Genomic DNA, 6235 nt, shown 5'->3' with positions numbered 1-6235 from the left:
CGTGTTCACCGCCGACGAGGTCGTGTTCTCGGCCGGGACGTGGGGCACGCAGTCGCTGCTGCACCGGCTGCGCGACACCGGGACGCTTCCGCGCGTCTCCGCGCGGCTCGGCCACCTGACCCGGACCAACTCCGAGGCCCTCGTCGGGGCGATGGCGCGGAAGGCCCCCGAGCGCGGCGGGCCGCGGGACTTCTCCCGCGGCGTGGCCAACACCTCGTCGTGGCACCCCGACGAGGACACCCACATCGAGCCGTGCCGCTACGGCCACGGCTCGAACGCGATGGGCCTGCTCACCACGCTGATGACCGACGGCGGCGGGCGCGTGCCGCGGCTCGCGAAGCTCCTCGGCGCGATGGTCCGGCACCCGCGGACGCTGGTGCGCTCCCTGGACAAGCGACGCTGGTCGGAGCGGACCGTGATCTCGCTGGTCATGCAGTCGCTGGACAACTCGATCACGGTGCGGCGGCGCTTCGGGCGGCTCGTCTCCCGGCAGGGGCACGGCACCCCGAACCCGACATGGATCCCGGCCGCCAACGCCACGACCCGGCGGGTGGCCGAGCTCATCGACGGCGACCCCGGCGGCACCTGGGGCGAGGCGGTGAACATGCCGATGACCGCGCACTTCATCGGCGGGTGCGCGATCGGTTCCTCGCCCGAGTCCGGCGTGATCGACGCCTATCAGCGGCTCTACGGCCACCCGGGGCTGCACGTGGTGGACGGGTCGGCGCTCTCGGCCAACCTCGGGGTGAACCCGTCGCTGACGATCACCGCCCAGGCCGAACGGGCGATGGCGTTCTGGCCGAACAAGGGCGAGGCGGATCCGCGCCCGCCGTTGGGGTCGGCCTACGAGCGGCTGGCGCCGGTCGCGCCTGTGGCCCCCGTCGTCCCCGCGGAGGCCCCGGGCGCCCTGCGGGTGACGCTGCCGGTGCCGGTGGTCCCGCCGGCGCCCCGGGAGCCGGTGAGCTGAGGGGTCGCGTCCCCGGCCCTGACCTCGGCCCCGGTCCGGCCTCCGTGATCAAGGGCACTCCCGGCATGCCCGGGCGCCCTCCGGGATGCGCCCTGTGCTCCTCGTCCTGCGCTGCCGGTCCGCCTCCATGATCAGGGGCACTTCAGGCAGGCGCGCCCGCCGCGTGAAGTGCGCCCTGTGCCCCTCGTCGCCACACGGGCCGGCGGCGGGCCGACACCGTCGAGACCGACGCGGGCAGCACACACTCCAGCCAGCGAGGCGTCCGACCCCGGCAGAACCGACGCGCCGCACATACACAAGTCGGTCCGCAGGGGCACCCGATCTCAGGCCGCGCGCAGGTCCAGCCGGAAGGAACGCCACCTCCGCCCGAGTGTGTGCGCCGCGCGCAGGTCCAGCCGGAACCGAACGCCACCTCCGCCCGAGTGTGTGCGCCGCGCGCAGGTCCCTTCGACCGCCCACCTGCGATCCTCGCCCGCGTGCCCGGTGACGTCCTCCTGCTGTCCAACTCGCGCCCACCCGGCGGCGCCGAGCCCTTCGCGCACGCCCGGGAGGTCCTCGCGAGCCACCTGGGCGGCCGGGCCGTGTGGTTCGTGCCCTACGCCCTCGCCGACCACGACCACTATTTCGCCTGGGTGCGCCGCGCCCTCGGCGACGGGATCGACCTGCGCCCGCTGCACCGCGAACCGGACCCCGCGGCGACGGCCGCGCGGGCGGAGGCGGCGTTCGTCGGCGGCGGCAACACCTTCCGGCTGCTGCACGACGTGCGCCGCCTCGGCGTCCTCGACGCGCTGCGCAGCGCCCCGGACTGTCGCTACACCGGCAGCTCGGCGGGCACGAACCTCGCCTGCCCGACGATCATGACCACCAACGACATGCCGATCGTCGACCCGGGCGGCCTCGACGCCCTCGCCCGCGTGCCGTTCCAGGTCAACCCGCACTACCTCGACCCGGACCCGGCGAGCACCCACCAGGGCGAGACCCGCGAGGAGCGGATCCGGGAGTTCCACGAGGTGAACGACGTCCCCGTCGTCGGGCTCCGCGAGGGGGCCTGGCTGCACCGCACGGGCGACCACCTCGCCCTCGGCGGGAACACCGCCCGTCTCTTCCGTCGCGAACAGGAGCCCGCGGAGCTCGTCGTGGGTACCGACCTGTCGTGGCTCCTCCCGCGTCCGACCTCCTCCTGACCGACGTCCTCCTCCGCGGCGGGACGGCGCCCGTGGACGTCCGGGTCGTCGACGGCCGGATCGCCGAGGTCGGGCCGGGCCTGGTCGCCACAGCCGGTGCCACGACGGTCGTCGGCGACGGCTGCCCGGTGCTCCCCGGCCTCGTCGAACCCCACCTGCACCTGGACAAGGCGATGCTCGGTCCCGGGGACGGGACCCTCCAGGGCGCGATCGCCGCCACCGCCGAGGCCAAGCAGGGCTTCACCCACGACGACGTGGTGGCCCGCGCGCAGGACGTGCTGCGCCGGGCGGTCACCCACGGCACGACGCTCGTCCGCACCCCCGTCGACGTCGACCCGACCGTGGGCCTGACGAGCATCGACGCGCTGCTCGAGGTGCGGGAACGCTGGGCGGGGATCGTCGAACTGCAGATCGTCGCGTTCCCGCAGGAGGGGATCGCCGGCCGCCCGGGGACCGACGAGCTGCTCGTCGAGGCGCTGCGCCGCGGCGTCGACGTCATCGGCGGGTGCAGCTACGCCGAGGAGGACGTCGAGGGCTGCCGGGCCCACCTGCGACGGGTGTTCGACCTCGCCGAGCGGTTCGACGTACCCGTCGACGTCCACGCCGACTTCGACACCGCCGACAGCACCGACCCGCGCCAGGCGCTCGCCGGCGACGTCGCGGCGCTGGCACGGGCCCGCGGCTGGGGCGGGCGCACGACGATCGGGCACGTCACCACGCTCGCCGGCTACGACGACGACGCACGGTGCCGGCTGATCGACGAGCTCGCCGCTGCCGGGGTGGGCGTCGTCGTCCTCCCGCCGACCGACCTCTACCTGCAGGGCACCGCCGCCCCGGTCGGCGAGCTGCTCGACGGCGGCGTCGCCACCGCCCTGAGCAGCAACAACGTGCGCAACGCCTTCACCCCGTTCGGCACCGTGGACATGCTGGACGTGACGCTGCTCGCCGCGCACACCCACCCGTTCGGGACGCGCGAGGGCCTCGACCGCCTGCTCGACCGGGCCTCCGCCGGCGCCGCGGAGATGCTCGGCGCCCCCCGCCACGACCTCACCCGCGGTGCGCGCGCCGACCTCGTCGTGCTCGACGCCCCGGGTGCCGATCACCACACCGCGCTGCTCGACCGGGCCCCCCGTCGGCTCGTGATCAGCAACGGGCGCGTGGTGGCGAGCACGCGGACGGACACGACGCTGCACGTCCCCTGATCGCACAGCAGTATGGGGTCATGACGAGCGCGCCGTCCCGCCCGAGCACCGCGACCTCCCTGCTGGCCGAGGAGCTCGCCGGGGCGATGCGCGGCACGGTCCGGTTCGACACCGCCACCCGCGCGATGTGGTCGACGGACTCGTCGAACTACCGCCACGTCCCGCTGGGCGTCGTACAGCCCGTCGACTCCGACGACGTCGAGCGCGCGGTGGAGGTGACCCGCCGCCACGGGGTGCCGCTCCTGCCGCTCGGCGCCCGGACGAGCATCTGCGGGCAGTCGGCCAACGAGGCCGTCGTCGTCGACTTCCACCGCCACATGCACCGGGTGCTGGAGATCGACCCGGACGCCCGCACCGCCCGCGTCCAGCCCGGCACGGTCCTCGACGACCTGCGCGACGCGGGCCGCCCGCACGGCCTGACGTTCGGGCCCGATCCGTCGACCCACAACCGCTGCACGCTCGGCGGGATGATCGGCAACAACGCCTGCGGCTCGCACTCGGTGGCCTGGGGCAAGACCGTCGACAACGTCCGCGCCCTCGACGTGCTGCTCGCGGACGGCACCCGGATGCACGTCGGCGGCCCGATGGACGACGCCGCGCTGGACGCCGCCGCACGCCGCGCCGGCTCCGAGGGCCGGGTCTACCGCGACCTGCGCGACCTGCGCGACCGCACCGCCGACATCGTCCGCACCGACACCCCGGACCTCACCCGCCGGGTCTCGGGCTACAACATCGACCAGCTGCTGCCCGAGCACGGGTTCGACCTCGCGAAGGCCCTGGTCGGCACCGAGGGCACGTGCGTGACCCTGCTCGAGGCGACGGTGGACCTCGTCGAGTCGCCGCCGGTGCGCGCGCTCGCCGTCCTCGGGTTCGCCGACGCCTACACCGCGGCCGACCACGTCGTGCCGATCCGCGACCACGCGCCGCTGACGATCGAGGGCATGGACGTCGGCGTCATCGGCGCCCTGCGCAGCGCCCGCCCCGACGACCGCACCCACGAGCAGCTGCCCCGTGGCAAGGGATGGCTCTACGTCGAGACCGGTGGCGCGACCCGCGAGGAGGCCCACGCCAAGGCGGAGGCCATCGCCGAGGAGATGGGCTGGGCTACGGTCGACACGAAGGTCGTCAGCGACCCGAAGGCCATGCGGGAGCTGTGGAAGATCCGCGAGGACGGGTCGGGGATCGTCACCCGCGGGCCGGGCGGCGTCGAGGCCTGGCCCGGGTGGGAGGACGCGGCGGTGCAGCCCGCGCAGTTCGGGAGCTACCTGCGCGAGTTCGACTCGCTGCTCTCGAAGCACGGCCGCAGCGGCGCCTACTACGGGCACTTCGGGGACGGCTGCCTGCACGTGCGCATCGACTTCGACCTGCTCACGACGTCGGGGCTGCGCAACTTCCGCGGGTTCCTCGAGGACGCGGCCGACCTCGCCGTCGCGCACGGCGGGTCGCTGTCCGGCGAGCACGGCGACGGGCAGGCGCGCGCCGAGCTGCTCGCGCGGATGTACACGCCGCGGATGCTCGCCGCGTTCGGTGACTTCAAGCGCGCGTGGGACCCCGAGGGGCGGATGAACCCCCACCGCGTCGTCGACCCGCCCAAGATCGACGACGACATCCGGGTCTTCCTCGGCACGCCCACGCTCCGCGGGGACACGAAGCTGGACTTCGTCGACGACGGCGTCCCCGACGGCACCGGCCGCGGCGGCTTCCCCTCGGCCACCCGGCGCTGCATCGGGGTGGCCAAGTGCATCACCGCCTCCGGCGGCGTGATGTGCCCGAGCTACCGGGTGACCGGCGAGGAGAAGCACTCCACCCGCGGGCGCGCCCGGATGCTGTTCGAGATGGCCTCGGGGCAGCTCGTGCCCGACGGCTGGCGCTCCACCGAGATGCTCGACGCGCTCGACCTGTGCCTGGCCTGCAAGGGCTGTGCGCGCGACTGCCCCGTCGGGGTCGACATGGCCACCTACAAGGTCGAGTTCCTCGCCCAGCACTACGCGGGCCGCGCGAAGGACCGGCCGCGGTCGCACTGGTCGATGGGCTGGCTGCCGGCCTGGCTGCGCCTCGCGGGCGCGGTGCCGGGTGGGCCGCGGCTCGCCAACACCCTCGCGAAGCGCCCGGCGCTCGCGGGCCTGGCCAAGAAGCTGGGCGGCATCGCCCCGCAGCGCGACATCCCCCCGCTCGCGCCCCGGCCGCTGCGCCGGCTGCTCGGGCGCACCGACCACTCGGCCCGGGCCGACGTCGAGAAGCGCATCCTGCTCTGGCCGGACACCTTCACCGAGGCGTTCGACCCCGACCTGGCCCTCGACGCGATCGCCGTGCTCGAGGCCCTCGGCTACCGCGTGGAGCTGCCCGGGAAGGGCGTGTGCTGCGGCCTGACGTGGATCACCACCGGCCAGGTCGGCGCGGCGCGGCGGGTCGTCGAGCGCAGCCTCGAGCGGATCCGGCCGTGGCTGGAGGACGGCGTGCCCGTCGTCGGGCTCGAGCCCTCGTGCACGTCGGCGCTGCGCCACGACTCGCTCAAGGTGCTCGGCCGCGACCACGAGCTGGCGGGGATCGCCTCGCGCTCGATCCGGACGTTCGCCGAGATGCTGGCCCAGCACACCGACGAGCTGGCGCGGCTCGCGGAGGGGGGCGACCGCAAGGCGCTCGTCCAGTTCCACTGCCACCAGTACGCCGAGCTCGGCACCGACGCCGACCGCGCGGTGCTCTCGGCGCTGGGGGTCACGGCCGAGGTGCTCGACGAGGGCTGCTGCGGCCTGGCCGGCAACTTCGGGTTCGAGGACGGGCACTACGAGGTCTCGACGGCGTGCGCGGAGCGGGGCCTGATGCCCGCCGTCCGGGCGGCGTCGGAGGACACCGCGGTGCTCGCCGACGGCTACTCGTGCCGC

4 protein-coding genes are annotated in these 6235 nt (G+C 74.7%); all 4 read left to right on the top strand.

The genetic code is table 11. The features are described 5' to 3' along the window. Window positions 1-967, top strand: a 967-nt coding sequence (locus AC0CYZ_RS19725; protein ID WP_472218407.1) for a GMC oxidoreductase, incomplete at its 5' end; no start/stop codon positions are given. Between the two features lie 476 nt (window positions 968-1443). Further along, window positions 1444-2151, top strand: a complete 708-nt coding sequence (gene pepE, locus AC0CYZ_RS19720; RefSeq protein WP_472218405.1) for a dipeptidase PepE — start codon at window positions 1444-1446, stop codon at window positions 2149-2151. Continuing rightward, window positions 2121-3353, top strand: a complete 1233-nt coding sequence (locus AC0CYZ_RS19715) for an amidohydrolase family protein (RefSeq protein WP_472218403.1) — start codon at window positions 2121-2123, stop codon at window positions 3351-3353. The genes pepE and AC0CYZ_RS19715 overlap by 31 nt, the downstream gene beginning before the upstream one ends. 20 nt (window positions 3354-3373) lie before the next feature. After that, window positions 3374-6235: FAD-binding and (Fe-S)-binding domain-containing protein (locus AC0CYZ_RS19710; protein ID WP_472218401.1), on the top strand; the 2862-nt coding region annotated here is incomplete at its 3' end.

This window comes from Actinomycetospora sp., assembly GCF_055612215.1.
The sequence above is the reverse complement of the archived record's forward strand: the minus strand, read 5'-3'. Positions and strand labels throughout refer to the sequence as shown.